Here is a 17,667-nt window from a genome sequence, read left to right as displayed (position 1 = left end):
TCCAATGGGAAAGAAATATGAAAAAGCAGAAGCAGGAGGACGAGAGATGTATGCAGATTACAGTAATGGCCTGGTGAATTTGTCCTGTTCTGTTTTAAAACGTTTTGGTGCTCGCTACAGCCATAAGACTTTACCCTGTGTGGACGAATGGATGAAAAAAGGGTATAAGAATATTGTAGTGGTTCTGTTGGATGGGATGGGCTGCGATGCACTGGAGTTTCATCTGAAACAAGATGGATTCTTCAAAGCGCATGATAGATGTCATATCTCATCTGTTTTTCCGCCCACTACAACGGCGGCTACCACTACCATGGAAAGCGGGCTGACACCAGTGGAACATGGGTGGCTGGGATGGAGTCTGTACTTCAGTGAAATCCATAAGATTGTAAATGCCTTTACGAATCAGGACCAGTATGAAAGAATTCCAGCAGAAGATTACCATGTTGCCAGTCGTTATATTCCTTACACAAACGTTTATGAGAAGATAAACCAGGCAGGGATTGGACATGGATATAGTGTGTCCCACTTTGGCACTCATAAAATAGAAACCTTGGATGAGATGTGCGATGAAGTTGTCAGACTCTGCGGACAGGCAGGTGAAAAATATATTTATGCCTACTGGGAAGAACCGGACAGTACCATGCATGACACAGGATGCCATAGTGAAAAGGTGACAGAACAGCTGCAGTATCTGGAAGAGAAGATCGCTATGATGTCTGAGCAATTGAATGACACGTTATTGATGGTCACGGCCGACCATGGTCATATTGATCTTTCCCATTATATTTTGACAGATTATCCGGAAATGATGGAAATGTTGAGACTTCCCATATCAGTGGAGGCCAGAGCATCGGCATTCTATGTTAAAAAAGAATTTCTGCATGAATTTGAGGAAAGATTTAACCGGAATTTTGGAAAAGACTTTCTTTTGTTTTCAGCTGAAGAAATGTTGGAAAAACAGATTTTTGGAGATGGAGTGCCTCATAAAAAATTCCGGGAGCTGTCCGGTGATTACCTGGCTGTGGGGATTTCCGATAAGGGGTTTGCCTATTCCGAAAATCTTCCTATGTTCCGTTCTAATCATGCTGGTATGACAGAACAGGAGATGATGGTTCCCCTTATCGTGGTGGAAAGGCCCTAAAAATAAATATTTATGCAAAAAAAAGAACTTTCTGTCCTGCCGTAAGACGGCCAGGCAGAAAGTTCTTTTGCTGCAGCGGGGGTACTAAAATCCCGCTGCACTATTTTTATATACTGTTTTTTACAGATCCGCTTTAGTAACTGTCATTATGCAGCAGTTCATGCTCTTTGCCCTTTAACAGAGTATCATACAGTGACATGATCAGCGGATTTTCGTCAGCCTTACGGATACTGGTAACATTGTCCGCTTTGTAAAGGCCGTCTTTTCTGGCTGCTTTTGTGCGGTCTCCGGCTCTCGGCGGCTGACCGCCTCCCATGATACAGCCGCGGCGGCAGGCCATGATCTCCACAATGTGGTAGTGGGCTTCGCCGCTCTTGATCCTCTCCATGACAGTCTGGGCGTTTGCCAGACCACTGGCTACACAGACATTCAGCGGAATGCCTTTGTAAGTGACGGAGAATTCCTTGATACCCTCTTCTCCCCGGGCGCCTGTTTCCGCAACGGTATCCATGGTTGCCTTGTCATGCTTGTCTGCAAAACGGCGGAGCATAGCTTCTGTCACACCACCCGTTACGCCAAAGATAACACCGGCACCGGAACCAAAACCGAACGGCATGTCACAAGCTTCCGGAATCAGAGTCGGGAACTCAATACCGGAGTTTTTGATCATTCGGATTAATTCTGTGGTAGTGATAACAATATCTGTGTTCTGCTCTCCGTGGGTAAAACTGTTTGGACGAATGGCTTCCATTTTCTTAGCTGTACACGGCATAATGGAAACAACCACTGTCTTTTTGCCCTGGTTCTTTTCATAACCTCTGTAATACTCTTTGATGACTGCAGAGAACATTTCCTGAGGAGAACGGCAGGTGGAGAGGTTGTTCTTATACTCCGGATACTGGTCGCAGAGGAATTTCACCCATGCGGGACAGCAGGAGGTGAACAGCGGAAGTTTTGAGCTGTCACCCAGACGCTCCAGAAATTCCTTGGACTCTTCCATAATTGTCAAATCCGCGCTGAACGCAGTATCATAAACTTCATCAAATCCCATACGGTGCAGGACAGCTACCAGCTTGCCCATGACACTGTTTCCTTTGTCAAGGCCAAAGGCATCCCCTACCGCAACACGTACGGCCGGAGCTACTTGGGCTACAACCCTTGTATCCGGATCAGCAATGGCTTCCCACACTTCATCCATGTGGGTCTTGATGCTGATGGCTCCGGTAGGGCAGTAGATACGGCACTGGCCGCAGCTTACACAGTCAGTCTCAGCCAGGGTCTTATTGAATGCCGGCATTGCCATGGCGTCTGTTCCGCGGAAAGCGAATCCCAGAACGCCCAGCCCCTGGATCTCGGAACAGGCACGCACACAGTCACCGCAGAGAATACATTTGTTGGGGTCCCTGACAATAGAGGGAGAGCTGGTATCCAGCGGACGGATTTCCCTTGTGTTCTGGAAACGCACATCCGTGATATTCATTCTGTGGGCCAGATCCTGCAGTACGCATTCGCCGCTCTTTACACAGGTGGTACAGTCACGGCAGTGGGCGGAGAGCAGAAGCTCCACGATCAGTTTTCTGTATTTCTTGATCCTTCCGGAATTGGTGTAGATGACCATTCCATCTCTGGGAACCTCTGAGCAGGAGGCAAAGGTACGTCCCCTGTCATCCTCCACAGTACAGAGCCGGCAGGCGCCGAAGGTGGAAACCTCAGAGTGATAGCAGAGTGTCGGAAGATTGATTCCGGCTTTCCGGATGACGGAAAGCACATTTTTTTCATCGGTAAATTCTACTTTTCTACCGTCAATCGTCATATATCCCATATTAAAACCCTCCTATGCTTCCACGTAAATGGCATCAAAGGCACAGTTGTCTTTGCAGGCACCGCACTTGATACACAATTCGTTGTCAATATGATAAGCTTGCTTGCGCACGCCGGTGATCGCTCCCACCGGACAGTTCTTCGCACATTTTCCGCAGCCTTTACAGAACTCCGGATTGATAAGGAAGCGGCGCATGGCAGTACAGCATTTGGCAGCACATTTGTGTTCCAGAATGTGCTCCTCGTACTCATTGCGGAAGGTTTTTAAGGTGCTGATGACAGGAAGCGGGGCACTCTTTCCGAGTCCGCACAGAGCCATATTCTTGACCATGGCTGCCAGCTCTTCCAGGGTATCCAGATCCTCGATGACTCCTTTTCCGTCTACGATACGTTCCAGGATCTCCAGCATACGTTTGGTCCCTTCACGGCAGGGAACACATTTTCCGCAGGATTCCCTCTGGGTAAAGCTCATGAAGAACCGGGCAACCTCAACCATACAGGTGTTCTCGTCCATAACAACAAGTCCGCCGGAACCCATGATGGCATCGTATTTTTTAACACTGTCAAAGTCCAGACCTACATCCAGGTGCTCAGCAGTAAGACATCCGCCGGAGGGACCGCCAATCTGTACGGCTTTAAATTCTCCGCCGCCTTTGATGCCGCCGCCGATATCATAGATCATCTCACGCAGTGAGGTTCCCATGGGAACTTCGATCAGGCCTGTGTTCTCAATGGAACCGGTGATGGAGAATGTCTTTGTTCCGGGGCTTCCTTCTGTTCCTATGGTGCGGAACCAGTCAGCTCCTTTCATGACAATACCGGGAACATTGGCGAATGTTTCCACATTGTTCAGAACAGTAGGTTTGGCCCAAAGACCCTGGTCAACCGTTCTGGGGGGTTTTACACGGGGCATACCTCTGTCGCCCTCAATGGAAGCGGTCAGAGCGGAACCCTCGCCGCAGACAAAGGCACCGGCGCCGCGGTTGATATGCATATGGAAACAGAAATCCGTTCCGAGGATATTGTCTCCCAGCAGGCCTTTTTCCTCGGCCTGTGCCATGGCGTGTGTGAGCCTTTCTACAGAGAGCGGATATTCTGCACGCACATAGATATAACCGTCCTGTGCACTGACTGCGTAGGCGGCAATGGTCATTCCTTCGATGAGACGGTAGGGGTCACCTTCCATAACGCTTCCATCCATGAACGCGCCCGGGTCACCCTCGTCGCCGTTACAGACAACATAGTGTTCCTTTACGTCTGTGTGGGCAGCCACCTGTTTCCATTTCTTTCCGGTAGGGAATCCGCCGCCGCCTCTTCCCCGCAGACCGGATTTGTCCACTTCGTCAATGACATCTCTCGGAGACATGTCAAAAAGGGCTTTTGACAGGGCGCTGTAGCCGCCGGAAGCTATGTACTCATCCAGGGATTCCGCGTCAAAGCGCCCGCAGTTTTCCAGTGTGATCCTGGTCTGTTTGGCAATGAAGGGGATATCGTCCGGTGTAGGGAAGGATTCTTCCCCTTTTTTGTAGAACAGGCGTTCCACAGGTTCCTTGTTCAGGACAGTACGTTTGAAGATTTCTTCGCAGTCATCCATCTGTACTTTTACATATTGATAATGCAGGGGTTCAATCCTCATCAGGGGGCCTAATTCACAGATACCCTGGCAGCCGGTCTTCACCACTCCGATGTGGGGGACATGGCCTTCAAATTCTACGGAAACACCGGGCATGTCTTTGCAGAGCTCCTGCATTTTTTCATAGATTTTCTGTGAGCCGGTAGCGACACAGCCGGTTCCGGCGCAGATTAAGATACGGCATTCAAAAGAATCAATCTGTTTCTGGGCGGCCTCCTGCTCTTTTTTCAGAGCCTCTCTGTTTTCGATCATCATACGCTATCACCTCTCAATTCTGTGAGTAATTCCAATGCTTTTTCCGGCGTCATAGTCGGGTGTACTTCATTGTTCACGGTGAGTGTAGGAGCCAGCCCGCAGGCACCCAGGCAGGAAACAGTCTCCACAGTAAAAAGCATATCGTCTGTAGTGTGTTTCTTCTTGCTCAGGCCCAGCTCTTTTTGAAGGGCTTCCAGAATGGGCATGGATTTGCGGACATGACAGGCAGTTCCGTCACAGACTTTGATGATGTACTTTCCTTTGGGTTCAAAGGAAAAGTTTTCGTAAAATGTGGCAACACTGTAAGCTTTGGCTTCTTTCACCCCAATTTCTTTTGCCACGTAGGTCAACAGTTCGCCTGGCAGATAACGGTATTCTGCCTGAATGTCCTGCATGATGGGAATCAGTGCACTTGGCTTGCGGCCATAATGGCTAATGATTTCGTCCGTCTTCTGGTAGTAGCTCTTGTCAAGCATTCAGATACCTCCTTTAGATTTAATCATTCATGACAATAGAGAGTGAATGTGCTCTCCACTGTATTACAGTACACTTCCGCATGTGCGTTTGGGTATTTTTGCACATATACCTGTCCCCTAATTATATAATGTTAAGCGGAAATAAACAATAAATATTTTGAAAAAAACATAAAAATATACAAATTCATGAATGGTACCATAAAATTTGTATTTATACTTTCATGTACTGCTGTCTGCTCACGGTTTACGCAGGCCATCCTTCTTATACAGCAGCACTTTTCGGGCAGCATCTCCTTTAAAATTGTCTTCCGGAGCAGAGATCCGGTATTGACTATACTAACGATTGTTAGTATAATAAAAACTAACAATCGTTAGTTTGCGAGGAGGCAGGAGAGATGACAACAAAAGACAAGATTTTAAAGGAGGCCTTTTATCTGTTTTCAGAGCGGGGGTTTCATGCGGTTTCTGTCAGGGATATAGCCAGGGCTGTGGGGATTAAAGAAAGCTCTCTTTATAACCATTTCAAAAACAAGCAGGATATTTTTGACCGTATCGTGGATGTCCAGTGGGAGAATGCCAAGGCGTATTTCCGAGATAAGGAACTGCCCTTTGCCAAGGGCGATAACACAGAGATGTTTGAGGAGCGGGATATGGACAGGCTTGTGGAGAAGGTATTGTCCGTGTTTGCTTTTTTCTTTGAGGATGAGGAGAATGTGAGGTTTAGGCGGCTTCTGATCTTAAGTCAATACGAAAACCCCAGGGCAAAGGGGATCTATATCCAATTCTACAGGGAGTATATGCTGGAGTTTCAAAGCAGTCTGTTTTTGAGCCTTATGGATGCAGGGGTGCTGGAAAGAAGGGATCCGCGGATACTTGCACTGGAATTTTACGGGCCGGTTTTTTTACTGCTGCACACCTGCGAGGGTCTTAAGGAAGCGGGACCTGAATTTGAGAAACATTTGAGACAATTTATAAAAGTTTATGGAAAGTAGAGGATAAAAAATGAATATATTAGTGGTTTACAGTTCAAAGACAGGATTTACAGAGCGATATGCGGGCTGGATTGGGGAAAGGATACCCTGCACCTGTGTGAAAGCAAAGGAAGCGGAAGAAATAAATATTGAAAAGTATGACGTGATCCTATATGGCGGAGGTTTTTACGGAGGGCAGATCCAGGGGATCGCATGGCTGAAAAATAGGATTCCCCGGTTGCAGGGGAAGAGGATGGCGGTTTTTGCCACAGGTGCCACCCCGGAGGATTCCCCGGAGGTTGAAAAGGCGTTTGCTCAAAACTTAACAGAGGAGGAGCAAAAGGCAATTCCCTGTTTTTATCTGCAGAGCGGACTAAATTATGAAAAAATGGATTGGAAACTTCGGATGATGATGAAGCTTTTCTCAAAGATGATGGAAAAGAAGAAGGATAAAACCGAACAGGAAAAAATGATGGCAGCCTGTCTGAAAACTTCTTTTGATGTGGCGGATAAAAATAACCTGGAACCGCTGCTCCATTGGATCATGGAACAGTAAAGCAAAGGGGGACAGAGCAGGCTGTGGGACACAGAGCAAACCGTAACCAAAGCATTGAGATGGCATGGCTGAAACACAGGTGTTTTCATTGACAAAGAAGAACTGCCTGTGCTAGTATCAAACAAAACCAGAAACGTATTGAATACGAAAAGGAGAATTGACATGGCATTTTATTATGAGGAGCCGTCCAGAACATTTAGCGAGTACCTTTTGATCCCGGGTTATTCATCCACGCATTGCGTACCGTCCCAGGTAGAATCTGAAAACCCCTTTGGTCAAATTCAGAAAAGGGGAGGACCCGGCGCTGTCTATTAACATTCCTATGGTTTCTGCAGTGATGCAGTCTGTTTCAGATGATAATCTGGCGGTGGCCCTTGCGCAGGAAGGCGGGCTTTCCTTTATCTATGGTTCCCAGCCGGTGGAAAAACAGGCGGAGATGGTGAAAAAAGTGAAACGGTACCGTGCCGGATTTGTGGTGAGCGATTCCAATGTGTCTCCTGAAATGACCCTTCAGGATGTTCTTCGTCTGACAGAGCAGACAGGCCATTCCACCATTGCGGTGACAGAGGACGGCGGACCCGGCGGGAAACTGCTTGGTATTGTCACCAACAAGGATTACCGGGTAAGCCGCATGGACCTTGATCTAAAAGTAAAAGAATTCATGACAAAACTGGACGACCTTGTATACGCAGAGGAGGAGACGACTCTGAAGGAAGCAAATGACATTATCTGGGAACACAAAATAAATTGTCTGCCTCTGGTGAACAAGAACCGGGAACTGGTGTACCTGGTCTTCAGAAAGGATTATGATACTCATAAAAAGAATGAAAATGAGCTGATAGACAGTCACAAACGCTATATGGTAGGGGCAGGGATCAACACTAGGGATTATGAAACCCGTGTTCCGGCTCTGATAAATGCAGGTGCGGATGTGCTCTGTATTGACAGCTCTGAAGGCTTTTCGGAGTGGCAGAAGATCACCATTGACTATATCAGAAAAAACTATGGGAATGATGTAAAGGTAGGAGCCGGAAATGTGGTGGATGCGGAAGGCTTCCGTTTTCTTGCCGATGCAGGTGCTGATTTTGTAAAAGTGGGGATCGGCGGCGGCGCGATCTGTATTACCCGGGAGCAGAAAGGCATCGGAAGAGGCCAGGCAACTGCAGTGATCGAGGTGGCAAAGGCCAGAGATGAATATTTTGAGGAGACGGGGATTTATATTCCTATCTGTTCTGACGGAGGCATTGTGCACGATTATCACATTACCCTGGCATTGGCCATGGGCGCTGACTTTATCATGCTTGGAAGATATTTTGCCAGATTTGATGAAAGCCCTACGAAAAAAGTCAATATCAACGGAAGTTATATGAAGGAATACTGGGGTGAGGGCAGCGCCAGAGCCAGGAACTGGCAGCGGTATGATATGGGAGGAGAGAAAAAGCTTTCTTTTGAGGAAGGCGTGGACTCCCTGGTGCCTTATGCGGGAAGTTTAAAGGATAATGTGAGCCTGACGCTGAGCAAGGTGCGTTCCACCATGTGCAACTGCGGCGCGCTTACGATTCCGGAACTGCAGGAAAAGGCTAAAATAACACTGGTATCCTCTACAAGCATTGTGGAAGGCGGCGCGCATGATGTTATGCTGCGTGACCAAAGATAAGGGTGTATGAACAGCTGCCCGCAGTCGGCAGCAAAATTGTACAGACGGACCCGTTTTCATCCAAGGTTTACTTTTTAACGCTTTAATGATAAAATGTAACAAAAGGAGGGTGTTTTATGTCTGACAAATTATATGAATTGATGGATTGGCCTGAAATAGAGGCTATTGTATATTCCGAGGAAAGTGAACCGCGCCGCATTCTGGGGCCACGTGTGACAAAGGACGGCATCCTGATCCAGTGTTTTTTACCCGGTGCTGTGCAGGCGAAAATCCTGCTTACAAAAGAGAAACAAACGTATGATATGGTGATGGAAGATGAAGCTGGTTTTTTCGCTGTTCTGATTCCGGGAAATAAAATACCGAAATATAAAGTGGAAATGCAGGACGGGGAAGGAAATAAAAAGCAGTTCTATGACCCCTATGCCTTTGAAACGAAAATCAGCCTGGATGAGGAGCAGCAGTTCTGCGCAGGCATCTGTTATGAAATTTATGAGAAACTGGGCGCGCATACCATGACCATAAATGGGGTATCCGGTGTGTATTTTGCAGTCTGGGCACCCAATGCCCTTCGTGTTTCCGTGGTTGGTGATTTTAACCACTGGGACGGCAGGATCCATCAGATGAACCGTCTGGCTGTATCAGGGATTTTTGAATTGTTTATACCCGGGATCAAACCGGGCGCCCTGTACAAATATGAGATCAAGGCAAAGGGCTCCCTTGTTTACTTAAAAGCAGACCCCTACGGAAACCAGGCGGAGCTGCGCCCGAAAACAGCTTCTATCGTGGCGGATCTGAACCATTACCAGTGGCAGGATGACCAGTGGATGAAGGACAGAAAACATATCAATGACGAGAAAAAGCCCATGCTGGTCTATGAGATGCATTTAGGCTCCTGGATAAAACCGGAGGAAGAGGGTAAACTGTTCTGTAATTACCGGGATATTGCTCCGAAGCTTGCAGAATATTTAAAAGATATGGGGTACACACACGTAGAACTTATGCCGGTTATGGAGCATCCCTTTGATGCTTCCTGGGGATATCAGGTGACCGGGTATTATGCGCCTACCAGCAGATATGGAACCTGTGAGGACTTCATGTATTTTATGGATTATCTGCACCGGCAGGGGATTGGTGTGATCCTCGACTGGGTGCCTGCGCATTTCCCGAAGGATACACCGGGGCTTCCAAATTTTGACGGTACCTGTCTGTATGAGCATCTGGACCCAAGGCAGGGGATGCATCCTCATTGGGGAACATTGATCTACAATTACGGAAGACCGCAGGTGAGAAACTTCCTTATTTCCAATGCACTTTTCTGGGTAGAGAAGTTTCATGCAGATGGCATCCGTATGGATGCGGTTGCTTCCATGCTTTATCTGGACTACGGAAAGAATGACGGGGAGTGGGTTCCAAACATCTATGGAGGCAACGAGAATCTGGAGGCCATCGAATTTCTGAAGCATCTCAATTCCATTTTTAAGAAAAGACATCCGGACGCGCTTCTGATCGCAGAGGAGTCTACTGCCTGGCCGAAGATTACCGGCAGTATTGAGGACGAGGGCCTGGGCTTTGATATGAAGTGGAATATGGGCTGGATGAATGACTTTATTGACTATATGAAAAAAGATCCGCTGTTTCGCGGAGGTGCTCACGATGAACTGACATTCAGCATGGTTTATGCGTACAGTGAAAAGTTCCTTTTAAGTCTGTCCCATGATGAGGTGGTACATTTAAAAGGCTCTTTACTTATGAAGATGCCGGGGGACAAGGCGGAGAAGTTCGCAAATCTGCGTGCAGCATATGGCTTTATGGCAGTACACCCCGGCAAGAAGCTGTTGTTCATGGGACAGGAATTTGCCCAGGAGAGAGAGTGGTCTGAGGAGAGAAGCCTTGACTGGGATCTTCTGGAACAGTCCGAACACCAGCAGTTTAAAAACTATGTGAAAGCGCTCTGGAATTTCTACAAAGGCCATCCGGCTCTGTTTGAACTGGATTATGACACGGAAGGGTTTGAGTGGATCAACCACATGGAATCCGAGAAAAACATGCTGACATTTATCAGGAAAACGAAAAAGAAAGAGGAGCTGCTGGTGATCGTGTGCAACTTCTCGTCTCTGGCATATGAAAAATACCAGATGGGAGTTCCGTATCCCGGTAAATACAAAGAAATCTTTAACAGTGATGCCGTGGAATTTGGTGGAACCGGCTTGAGAAATGCCAGGGTGAAATCCTCCAAACGGGCAGAATGCGATGAAAGAAAGAATTCCATCGTGATAGATGTTGCGCCGTTTTCTGTACAGATCTTCTCCTTTACAAAAGAAGAGAGAAAGACAACCGCTAAGGTATCTTCCGGGAAAGCTGTGAAAGATACGGCGTCTGTGAAAGCACCTGCAAAGAGGAAAGCTAAGACGACAGCAAAGAATGCCGAGATCAAAGAAAAGTCCGGAGTATCAAAAGTCCGTGCAGAGCTGGAAAGGAAAATTGAAGAGGAACGGAAAAAAGAGCTGGAGCAGCAGGCATTACAAATAGCTGCGGCAGGGAAAACTGCAGAAAAGGCAGGCTCCGGGAAAGCTGAGGCAGAGACGGCAGACACCCAAATTGCTGCAAAGGCGGAGACCGGGAAAACAGCATCAGGGTCAAAAACTAAAAGATCAGCCAAATCGAAAGCTGCGGCAAAGCCGGATGCGAAAAAGATAGCCGCTAAACCGGAATCTGAGAAAATAGAGGCAAAACCGGAAGCCGAGAAGATAGAGGCAAAACCGGATGCAAAAAAGATAGCCGCTAAACCGGAATCTGAGAAGATAGAGGCAAAACCGGATGCAAAAAAGATAGCCGCTAAACCGGAATCTGAGAAGATAGAAGCAAAACCGGAAGCGAAAAAGATAGCCGCTAAACCGGAATCTGAGAAGATAGAAGCAAAACCGGAAGCGAAAAAGATAGCCGCAAAGCCGGAATCTGAGAAGATAGAGGCAAAACCGGAAGCGAAAAAGATAGCCGCAAAACCGGAAGCTGAGAAGATAGCAGCAAAGCCGGATGCGAAAAAGATAGCTGCAAAGCCAGAATCTGAGAAGATAGAGGCAAAACCGGATGCAAAAAAGATAGCCGCAAAACCGGAAGCCGAGAAGATAGAGGCAAAACCGGATGCAAAAAAGATAGCCGCAAAACCGGAAGCTGAGAAGATAGAAGCAAAGCTAGAGGCAAAAAAGATAGCCGCTAATCCTGAATCTGAGAAGATAGAGGCAAAACCAGAAGCGAAAACGATAGCTGCAACAGCAGAGGCGGAGATTACGGAAGCAACGCCAGCTGCGAAAGAGACAGCTGCAAAACCGGAGGCTGAGAAGGCTGAGGCAAAACCGGAAGCTGTGCAGGCAGAAGAAGACAAGCAGTCTGTAAGTCTTGCAGTGGAAAAGGCAGAGAAGGTTTCTGCGGCAGCAGTGAAAGCAGAAGAGACAAAAACAGCGGAGACAGGAAAAGCCGGTACACGGACCGTCCGGACAACCTCCAAAAAGAAAACAACGAGAAAGACAACCAAGAAAAAATAAGGATGAACTAAATGACAGGAATATTGGCAAGCAGCATAAATTTTGAAAAAATCTGGAACCGTATCAGTGCTCAGATACCTGCCGTGGAAGCCTTTGCGTGGAAGGTGATCCTGGCGATCGTCGTCTATTTTATAGCCAGCAAGGTGATCGTCAAGATATGCGCCATCATACGGGCAGCCATGAACAAGGCAGGTGCGGATACCGGTGTCATCCAGTTTTTGACCTCTTTTGTAAAAACTGCCCTGTACTTCCTGCTGATCGTAAGTATTGCAGTCCGTTTTGGGATTAAGGAATCTTCTATTGCAGCATTGCTGGCATCCGGTGGTGTAGCCATTGGTCTGGCACTGCAGGGCGGTCTGTCAAATCTGGCAGGCGGAGTCATCATCATGCTTCTGCGGCCCTTCACAGTGGGAGACTATATCATAGAGAATACCAACAGCCAGGAGGGAACTGTGGTGAAGATTGATCTGTTTTACACCACTCTCTCCACTGTGGACAACAGACGGATCACCATACCGAACGGAAATATCACCAATTCCAGCATTGTCAATGTGACATCCCAGGATAAACGGAAGCTGGAGATCAAAGTGATGATTGGCTACCAGTCAGATTTAAAAAAGGCAAAAGGGATCCTGGAAACACTGCTTCATGCGGATCCTGCTATAATGTCTGAGCAGGAGATGCTGGTATTCGTGGATGAACTGGCGGATGACGGCGTGATCCTGGGACTCAGGGCATGGGTGAAAACGGAAGATTACTGGCCTGCAAAATGGAGACTGAATGAGGAAATTAAACTGACATTTGATGAGGAAAACATTGATATTCCATATCCGCAGCTTGATGTGCATATCAAGTCCGGATTGCCGGAGGCTTTTGGCAGAGAGGAGCGCAGCCTATGAAACACAGAAAATCATGTATTGCCATCCTGCTTTGCGCCGTGATGATATTCGGCACTGCAGGATGCAGTAATACCCAGGATACAGATGCGAAAACCCAGACGGAGTCAAAAGAGGAGCAAAAGGACACAGAACAGGAAAAGAAAGAAAATCCGGATAAGGAAGTAAAAAAGGAAGATCCGCAGACCGATAAGAAAGAAAACGCAGAGACGAAAGAAGAGACAGGGACGCAGGACGGAGAGAAAGAGGCAGTGAAGAGCGATGCCGATGTGCAGGAATCGCAGGAAGAGAGCGTCCCGGTACAGACAGGGCAGGCGTTTATTTATGTTCCCGATGAAAATGCGGAAGGCTGGGATGTAAACCAGGTGGAAATCCCTCAGGTATCTGCGGATGCGCTGATTGGGCAGCTGGTGGGGGCAGGCGTTCTGACAGACAGTATAACCGTGCAAAATTTTGAGGAGACTGAGGAAGAAGGGCAGTATGTCCTGAAATTGGATCTGTCCTCAAATTTTAAAGACAGTATACGTTCTATGGGGACCGCAGGCGAGATCCTCACCATCGGCGCTGTTGTCAATTCATTTCTGGATACCTATCAGGCAGAAGCGATCCAGATTACAGTGGACGGCAGCACATTGGAAACAGGCCACGAGGTATATGAAGGATTTATGACACATATGGATTATCAGTAGCGAAAGGTGCAGCGCCGGAGTGTATTCCGGCTGCTGCATTTTCAGATTGAACGGGAGTGGTTGGCTATGAAAAAACTATTTGAACCATTACAGATAAAAAAGGTGAAGATAAAAAACAGAATCTGTTTTCCGCCGGTGGTATGTTATGCCTGGGGCACAGAGGATGGCTATGTAACACAGGAAAATGTGGAGCATTACCGAAATGTGGCAAAAGGGCAGACAGGACTGATCATACAGGAAGCCACATGTGTGGACAGGAGCGGAAAACTTGTTTCTAACCAGCTTGGTATCTGGGAGGATGGCCAGATAAAGGGACTGTCGGAGATCGTGGACGCGGTACATAAAGAAGGATGCCCGATCTTTATCCAGATCCATCATGCAGGTGTCTCAGGCCTGGATGGAGAGCTGGCCTGTCCCAGTGATTACAGTTTTTACAAGGACGGTGTCAAAAAAATCGGGAAAGAGATGACTGCAGAGGAGATACATAAAGTCCAGCAGGCGTTTACAGATGCGGCAGTCCGTGCCTGGAAAGCAGGGTATGACGGTGTGGAACTGCACGGATGCCACCAATATCTCATGTGCGAATTTTTTAACCGCTGGGTAAACCGCAGACAGGATGTATACGGAGAACACAGGGAACTGTTTGCAGTGGAAATCCTGCGTGTCATAAAAGAGAAGGTTCCGGAGGATTTTGTGGTGGGGATCCGCCTGGGAGGCTTTGAGCCAAGGCTTGAGGATGGCATCAGACATGCGGAGATATTGGAAAAGGAAGGCATAGATTTTATTGATGTATCCTATGGTTTTTCCGGTGAGGATGACCCAAAAGCTCCCGTGGATTTTCCCTATGAAACATGTATTTACGCGGCAGCTCAAATCAAACGCGCCGTTTCGGTTCCCGTTTTCGCGGTAAATGGGATCACGGACCCTGAAATGGCACAGGACATTCTGGAGCGTACCGATGTGGATATGGTGGATATTGCCAGGGGGATCATTGTGAACTACAATTGGGCCAAGGACGCCATGGAAGGCAGAGATACCGGAAAATGTCTGCACTGCAGGCGCTGTCTGTGGTGTGAAAACCCGGATACCTGCACCGGAAGAAAAATCCTCAGGAAAAATCTGCAGCGGAAAAAGGAATTTATAGACAATTTATAATTTTTAAGACACAGGAAATATCTATTTGTCTTTCATCGTGTTATTATGAATATATCGTAAAAATGAGAGAGGATGATACCACATGAAGACGCAGGTGTTGTATAAAAGCAGAACGGGCAATACGGAGAAGCTGGCAAAGGCCATATTTGCAGCAGTGCCGGGCTCAGATAAGGACATTGCCCGGCTGGACGGGCAGACAGACTATGATATGGCGGACATTTATTTTATCGGTTTCTGGACGGACAGGGGAAGTGCCAGCGTGGAAGTGCTGGATTACCTGGGATCCCTGCAGGGAAAGAAGATTGTATTGTTCGGCACCTGCGGAATGGGAGAAAGCCCGGAATACTTTAAAAAGATCGAGGAGAATATCCGGGTCTTCATAGAGGATGACAATGAATATCTGGGTGCCTTTATCTGCCAGGGGAAGATGCCTATCCAGGTCAGGGAAAAATACAACCGCATGAGAAATGGTGGCAATGATAAGCAGGTGGATGCCATGATACGGAACTTTGATATGGCTATGCTGCATCCCGATATGGATGACCTGGAGCATGCCCGCCAGTTTGTCAGCGGAATATATGAATCATTAGAGAAGGATGGAATTTGACGATCATGAAAGAAAAATTTGCAAAGTTTATGGCAGGACGTTACGGCACGGACAGGCTGAACCAGTTTATGCTGATCGTACTTTTGGTCTGCGCTGTTATCAATATGTTCATCAGGAATGGATATGTTTCCATACTGCTGACTTCCTGGGAGATCCTTTTGATTGTATTTATATACATCAGGATGTTTTCAAGGAATATTACAAAGCGTTATGCTGAGAATCAGAAATATCTCACTGTTGAGAATAAGGTGCGTCACTTTTTCGGCCAGAAAAAGTATATCCAGCAGCAGAGAAAGGATTACCACATTTTCTCCTGCCCAAACTGCAAACAAAAGATCCGCATTCCCAAGGGAAAGGGCAAGGTGAGTGTGCGATGCCCGAAATGTGGAACGGAATTTGTGAAAAACAGTTAGAAATGAACCGTGACCTTTCTCACCGGACAGCATAATATAGCCCCGGCTCTGTACTTGCCTCCAATGATCAGATTTTGGTGGCACAGAGCCGGGGCTTTGATTTCGTCACAGACATTCTTCCGGACGTTTATCATATCTCAGCCCTTTAAAGACCGATTGATGTCTTTCGTCACTTCCCACTCTGGGCATATATTTCACTACACCTACTAATTTCGGCTGTACCCAGACTGCCTCCTCATTTCCATGACCGCCCGGCGTACCGGCGGGAGGATAACCGGATGGTAATTTTAGCAATTGCGCTAACGTATCGGTTCCTACCCCCATTGTTACATGTCCTTCATAGACGATAACGTGATCTTTATATTTACCGAGAACAAGGCTGATCATATTATTTTGTTTTTGGATATATCCACAGATAATAAAATCATCATCCAGCATCCGTTTTATTTTTATCCAGTCTTTCGTGCGTTTATCCTGTATATAGAGACTGTCCTTTCGCTTGGCAACTATCCCTTCTAACTCCTGCTGTTCTGCCATCTGATAAAAGGCTGTACCATTGCCCTCCACATATCTTGATAAAACCAACCGTTCGGATTCCGAGAAGGCTTTTTGCAGAAGAACCTTTCTGTCCGATAATGGTAGTGCCGTTACGTCCCTGTCTTTATAATACAAGATATCAAACGCAACGAATGTAGCGGGAAACTGTTTTGACGCAAGTTCAATTTTAAATGTATTCGTTGTAAGACTGCGGCGTTGGATCTCAAAGAAGTCAGGCCTGCCATTTTTTAATATCATCAGTTCACCGTCGAGAATGCATTTTTCTCTGGCTTGTGTCCATAATTCTTTTAACTCCGGCACTTTCAGTAACATTTTTTCATTTCGTTTATTTCTCAACTCCGTTTTGCCGCTTGGGTCCAAATAAGCAATGCATCTTTCGCCGTCCCATTTCAGCTCATAAATATACGCATCATCATCGAACGCATTCCCCTCTTGTCCAATGAGCATTGGTTTGACATTTTTGGTCTCAAAATCAATCATGCTGTGGCTTTCCTGGTCCTGCGTTTTTTAGGCGGGGTATTGTCTCCGTTTGTACCTACCTGATTAAGTGATTTTTGCAATGCCTCCATCAGATCGATCACATTTGATGGTCTTTCTTCCGGGGCTGCAGTGATCTCCTCACCATTGATCTTAGCTTCTATAATTTCTCTTAACCTTTTCTGATATTCATTATGATACTGCTCGGGGTTAAAATTCTGTACCATAGAATTCACTAAGGTTTTTGCCATGTTCATTTCCGGCTCAGTTAGGTCCGGATGAGCAATGTCCTTTGGCATTTCCTTAATTTCATCTGCAAAGAACATAGTCTCAATTAGAATTTCTTCCGCGGTGGGTATCAGCGCGAGAAGTTTTTCGGATTGTCCTAATACTGCTTTTGCAACTGCCACCTTTTTCTCCTCATACATTGCCCGCCTAAGTAATTCATAGGCCTTGTCACCACCCAGTTCCGGCACTGCATGATAAGTCTTGTCATAGAATACCGGGGGGATGCTGCTCAAATCGGCAAAATGTATAATCTGCACTGTGCGGTCTTTTTCGGTCTTGGCTTTCTCAAAATCGGCATCCGTCATTGTCACGTATTGCCCCGGGGCAAACTCGAAACCTTTTATGATATCCTGTGTTCCCACTTCTTTACCGCAATTGGCACAAACCTTCTTGTATTTGACTCTTGATCCATCTTCCTTACATAGCTGGTTAAAGTGTATATCACTATCCTGCGTCGCTGTATGGAGCGCCACAGGAATATGAACTAACCCAAATGAGATTGCTGCTTTTTGTGCTGCCATTTTTTCCACAT

General features: G+C 46.9%; 14 protein-coding genes and 1 pseudogene. 10 read left to right on the top strand and 5 right to left on the bottom strand.

The annotated features are described in order from the left end of the window. Positions 1-4: 4 nt before the first annotated feature. A complete protein-coding gene (locus C6P39_RS26455; RefSeq protein ID WP_242987147.1) occupies positions 5-1,141 on the top strand; it encodes an alkaline phosphatase family protein in 1,137 nt (378 codons plus the stop codon). Between the two features lie 133 nt (positions 1,142-1,274). On the opposite strand, the gene C6P39_RS26450 is transcribed toward C6P39_RS26455, so the two are convergent. Genes C6P39_RS26450 through C6P39_RS26440 form a run of 3 tightly spaced genes read right to left on the bottom strand, consistent with a single transcriptional unit; the run spans position 1,275 to position 5,326 of the window. Then, complete coding sequence (locus C6P39_RS26450) at positions 1,275-2,963, bottom strand: [FeFe] hydrogenase, group A (protein WP_095172540.1); 1,689 nt, start codon at positions 2,961-2,963, stop codon at positions 1,275-1,277. A 12-nt stretch (positions 2,964-2,975) separates the two neighbouring features. Then, a complete protein-coding gene (locus C6P39_RS26445; RefSeq protein ID WP_095172541.1) occupies positions 2,976-4,850 on the bottom strand; it encodes an NADH-ubiquinone oxidoreductase-F iron-sulfur binding region domain-containing protein in 1,875 nt (624 codons plus the stop codon). After that, positions 4,847-5,326 carry an NADH-quinone oxidoreductase subunit NuoE family protein gene (locus tag C6P39_RS26440; RefSeq protein WP_033143487.1) on the bottom strand — a complete coding sequence of 160 codons (480 nt, stop codon included), beginning with the start codon at positions 5,324-5,326 and terminating at the stop codon, positions 4,847-4,849. The genes C6P39_RS26445 and C6P39_RS26440 overlap by 4 nt, the downstream gene beginning before the upstream one ends. A 395-nt stretch (positions 5,327-5,721) precedes the next feature. Here C6P39_RS26440 and C6P39_RS26435 point away from each other — a divergent pair, with 395 nt between their 5' ends. From C6P39_RS26435 to C6P39_RS26395, 9 genes and pseudogenes are all read left to right on the top strand, one after another. Beyond that, positions 5,722-6,318, top strand: a complete 597-nt coding sequence (locus C6P39_RS26435; RefSeq protein WP_095172542.1) for a TetR/AcrR family transcriptional regulator — start codon at positions 5,722-5,724, stop codon at positions 6,316-6,318. Positions 6,319-6,328: 10 nt separating this feature from the next. After that, complete coding sequence (locus C6P39_RS26430) at positions 6,329-6,853, top strand: flavodoxin domain-containing protein (protein ID WP_104805722.1); 525 nt, start codon at positions 6,329-6,331, stop codon at positions 6,851-6,853. A 162-nt stretch (positions 6,854-7,015) separates the two neighbouring features. Further along, positions 7,016-8,510 (top strand): annotated as a pseudogene (locus C6P39_RS26425) (IMP dehydrogenase). Positions 8,511-8,626: 116 nt separating this feature from the next. Continuing rightward, positions 8,627-12,052: a 1,4-alpha-glucan branching protein GlgB gene (glgB, locus tag C6P39_RS26420; protein ID WP_330407132.1), complete on the top strand. Its 3,426-nt coding sequence runs from the start codon at positions 8,627-8,629 to the stop codon at positions 12,050-12,052. Between the two features lie 11 nt (positions 12,053-12,063). Further along, the gene (locus C6P39_RS26415) at positions 12,064-12,951 is read left to right on the top strand and encodes a mechanosensitive ion channel family protein (RefSeq protein ID WP_104805721.1); all 888 of its coding nucleotides are present in this window, start codon (positions 12,064-12,066) and stop codon (positions 12,949-12,951) included. Beyond that, positions 12,948-13,637 (top strand): GerMN domain-containing protein, encoded by a 690-nt coding sequence (locus C6P39_RS26410; protein ID WP_095172546.1) that lies wholly within the window; start codon positions 12,948-12,950, stop codon positions 13,635-13,637. Before C6P39_RS26415 ends, C6P39_RS26410 begins: the two co-directional genes overlap by 4 nt. 66 nt (positions 13,638-13,703) lie before the next feature. Further along, positions 13,704-14,792, top strand: a complete 1,089-nt coding sequence (locus C6P39_RS26405) for an oxidoreductase (protein ID WP_104805720.1) — start codon at positions 13,704-13,706, stop codon at positions 14,790-14,792. A gap of 82 nt (positions 14,793-14,874) precedes the next feature. Next, positions 14,875-15,399, top strand: coding sequence for a flavodoxin family protein BilS (gene bilS, locus C6P39_RS26400; RefSeq protein WP_104805719.1), 525 nt, complete (start codon positions 14,875-14,877; stop codon positions 15,397-15,399). Between the two features lie 5 nt (positions 15,400-15,404). Continuing rightward, positions 15,405-15,812, top strand: coding sequence for a zinc ribbon domain-containing protein (locus C6P39_RS26395; RefSeq protein ID WP_207657157.1), 408 nt, complete (start codon positions 15,405-15,407; stop codon positions 15,810-15,812). Between the two features lie 105 nt (positions 15,813-15,917). Here the strand turns inward: C6P39_RS26395 and C6P39_RS26390 are convergent, their stop codons facing one another. Together C6P39_RS26390 and ku are read right to left on the bottom strand one after the other, a co-directional pair. Further along, complete coding sequence (locus C6P39_RS26390) at positions 15,918-16,850, bottom strand: ATP-dependent DNA ligase (RefSeq protein WP_104805717.1); 933 nt, start codon at positions 16,848-16,850, stop codon at positions 15,918-15,920. Further along, positions 16,847-17,656 carry a non-homologous end joining protein Ku gene (gene ku / locus C6P39_RS26385; protein ID WP_095172551.1) on the bottom strand — a complete coding sequence of 270 codons (810 nt, stop codon included), beginning with the start codon at positions 17,654-17,656 and terminating at the stop codon, positions 16,847-16,849. Before ku ends, C6P39_RS26390 begins: the two co-directional genes overlap by 4 nt. Between the last annotated feature and the right edge of the window lie 11 nt (positions 17,657-17,667).

Origin of the sequence: Blautia marasmi (assembly GCF_900258535.1) — a bacterium.
GTDB lineage: Bacteria > Bacillota > Clostridia > Lachnospirales > Lachnospiraceae > Blautia > Blautia hominis.
The sequence above is the reverse complement of the archived record's forward strand: the minus strand, read 5'-3'. Positions and strand labels throughout refer to the sequence as shown.

Bases quoted from the DNA above. Each gene is read 5' to 3' on its own strand.
- C6P39_RS26430 (WP_104805722.1), top strand. From the start codon at position 6,329: ATGAATATATTAGTGGTTTACAGTTCAAAGACAGGATTTACAGAGCGA.
- C6P39_RS26410 (WP_095172546.1), top strand. From the start codon at position 12,948: ATGAAACACAGAAAATCATGTATTGCCATCCTGCTTTGCGCCGTGATG.
- C6P39_RS26415 (WP_104805721.1), top strand. From the start codon at position 12,064: ATGACAGGAATATTGGCAAGCAGCATAAATTTTGAAAAAATCTGGAAC.
- C6P39_RS26390 (WP_104805717.1), bottom strand. From the start codon at position 16,850: ATGATTGATTTTGAGACCAAAAATGTCAAACCAATGCTCATTGGACAA.
- C6P39_RS26395 (WP_207657157.1), top strand. From the start codon at position 15,405: ATGAAAGAAAAATTTGCAAAGTTTATGGCAGGACGTTACGGCACGGAC.
- glgB (WP_330407132.1), top strand. From the start codon at position 8,627: ATGTCTGACAAATTATATGAATTGATGGATTGGCCTGAAATAGAGGCT.
- C6P39_RS26440 (WP_033143487.1), bottom strand. From the start codon at position 5,326: ATGCTTGACAAGAGCTACTACCAGAAGACGGACGAAATCATTAGCCAT.
- C6P39_RS26455 (WP_242987147.1), top strand. From the start codon at position 5: ATGGGAAAGAAATATGAAAAAGCAGAAGCAGGAGGACGAGAGATGTAT.
- C6P39_RS26405 (WP_104805720.1), top strand. From the start codon at position 13,704: ATGAAAAAACTATTTGAACCATTACAGATAAAAAAGGTGAAGATAAAA.
- ku (WP_095172551.1), bottom strand. From the start codon at position 17,656: ATGGCAGCACAAAAAGCAGCAATCTCATTTGGGTTAGTTCATATTCCT.
- C6P39_RS26450 (WP_095172540.1), bottom strand. From the start codon at position 2,963: ATGGGATATATGACGATTGACGGTAGAAAAGTAGAATTTACCGATGAA.
- C6P39_RS26435 (WP_095172542.1), top strand. From the start codon at position 5,722: ATGACAACAAAAGACAAGATTTTAAAGGAGGCCTTTTATCTGTTTTCA.
- C6P39_RS26445 (WP_095172541.1), bottom strand. From the start codon at position 4,850: ATGATGATCGAAAACAGAGAGGCTCTGAAAAAAGAGCAGGAGGCCGCC.
- bilS (WP_104805719.1), top strand. From the start codon at position 14,875: ATGAAGACGCAGGTGTTGTATAAAAGCAGAACGGGCAATACGGAGAAG.